General features: G+C 76.2%; 1 protein-coding gene and 1 pseudogene. Both read right to left on the bottom strand.

What is annotated here, in order from left to right; genetic code table 11:
• Nucleotides 1-533: pseudogene (locus ABZ896_RS35895) on the bottom strand (hypothetical protein); the annotation flags it as partial.
• On the bottom strand, nucleotides 533-1,213 hold the full coding sequence (locus tag ABZ896_RS35890) for a hypothetical protein (RefSeq protein ID WP_360938479.1): 681 nt from the start codon (nucleotides 1,211-1,213) through the stop codon (nucleotides 533-535). The pseudogene ABZ896_RS35895 and the gene ABZ896_RS35890, both read right to left, overlap by 1 nt.
• Nucleotides 1,214-1,372 lie beyond the last annotated feature (159 nt).

Here is a 1,372-nt window from a genome sequence, read left to right as displayed (position 1 = left end):
GCCGTGTGCCACCACCGGAGCAGCGGGGCGAGGGCCGCCGAGTGCTCCTCGATCAACTCGGCCGCGCAGTCGTCGGGTTGGTCTCCGGCGTCGTCGAACAGCTGCTGGCACCGGTGGGTGAGCGCGGCCGACTCCAGTGCCAGCACGTCCGGTCGGAGCGCCGGGATGCCGTCCGGGTGGGAGGCCGGCCACCACCGGGACGCCCAGTGCGCGAGGCCCAGCCGGGCGGCGGCGCCCGCGAGAGCGGACGGCTCCGTCCGTACGGTCACGTCCGTGCCGGCGGTGTGCACGGCGGCGGCGACCGGCTCGCCGTAGACCGCCCACAGCCACTGCTGGGCCCGCCCCTCGTCGTGGATCTCCGCCACCGGCGGCCCCGGCTCCCCGAGGACCGGCCAGGCCAGCACCGCCCCGGCGACGTCGAGCACGGACCAGGTGAACTCCCGTGCTACGGCGCCGACTTCGTCGTAGGACCCGACCCGGATCGTGCCGTCCTCGCTCCGCGCGACCCGGACCTCGTGCCCGGGCCCCGCCATCACGCGCTCCTCGGTTCGGCCGGTTCCACGGCGGTCGGCGGGGCGACCGACAGTGCGCGCAACGCCGAGCGGACCCTGGCGCGGTGGTCCATCATCACCGAGCGGGCGACTCCGTCGAGGAGCGTCCAGGCCGACGCGAGGTCCGGCAGCGGTGCGTCGCGTACGTCCCGGCCGTGCAGCCGGACCCACAGGCGCCGCATGTAGGCCGCCCAGGGGGTGCGGAGGTCCTGGGCCAGGGTCTCCAGGGTGCCGCCGTCCGGGTCGGGGTGGGGTGAGACGGTCATCCTGCGGGCGCGCAGCACCGAAGCCTCCCTGCGCCAGCGGCTGTTGACGGCCCGGTGGGCCGCGGTGCGTCCCACCGCGGGGTCGCCGGTGCCGAGCGGATCGAGGCCGACCGCGAGCCGCCCACCGAGGACGACGGCGACGCGCAGGCTCTCGTCGTACAGACCGAGAGGAGAGCAACTGCGGCCGACCTCACGGACGACGAGCTCCGGCACGGTGGGCAACTCCTCCCGCCGCGCCGAGGAGTGCACCACCACGAAGAGCCGCTCGAAGAGCGTACGGTCCAACGGCGCGGGAAGCGTGGCGGTCGACGCACCACGGCCGACCTCCGGCCGCGGCGGCACGGGGTGCGCGGTCAGCCCCAGATGCACGGGCGGCCCGTCGCGGCCTTGGCTCACGCCTCCGCCGGCCGACTCCTCGCTGCCTCGGCTCCTGCTTCCGCCGGATGGCTCCTCGCTGCCTCGGCTCCTGCTTCCGCCGGGTGGCTGCTCGCCGCGCCGGCTCCTGCTTCCGCCGGGTGGCTGCTCGCCGCGCCGGCTCCTGCTTCCGCCGGGTGG

Source organism: Streptomyces sp. NPDC047072 (assembly GCF_040643855.1).
GTDB lineage: Bacteria > Actinomycetota > Actinomycetes > Streptomycetales > Streptomycetaceae > Streptomyces.
This window is presented reverse-complemented; position numbering and strand designations above follow the sequence as displayed.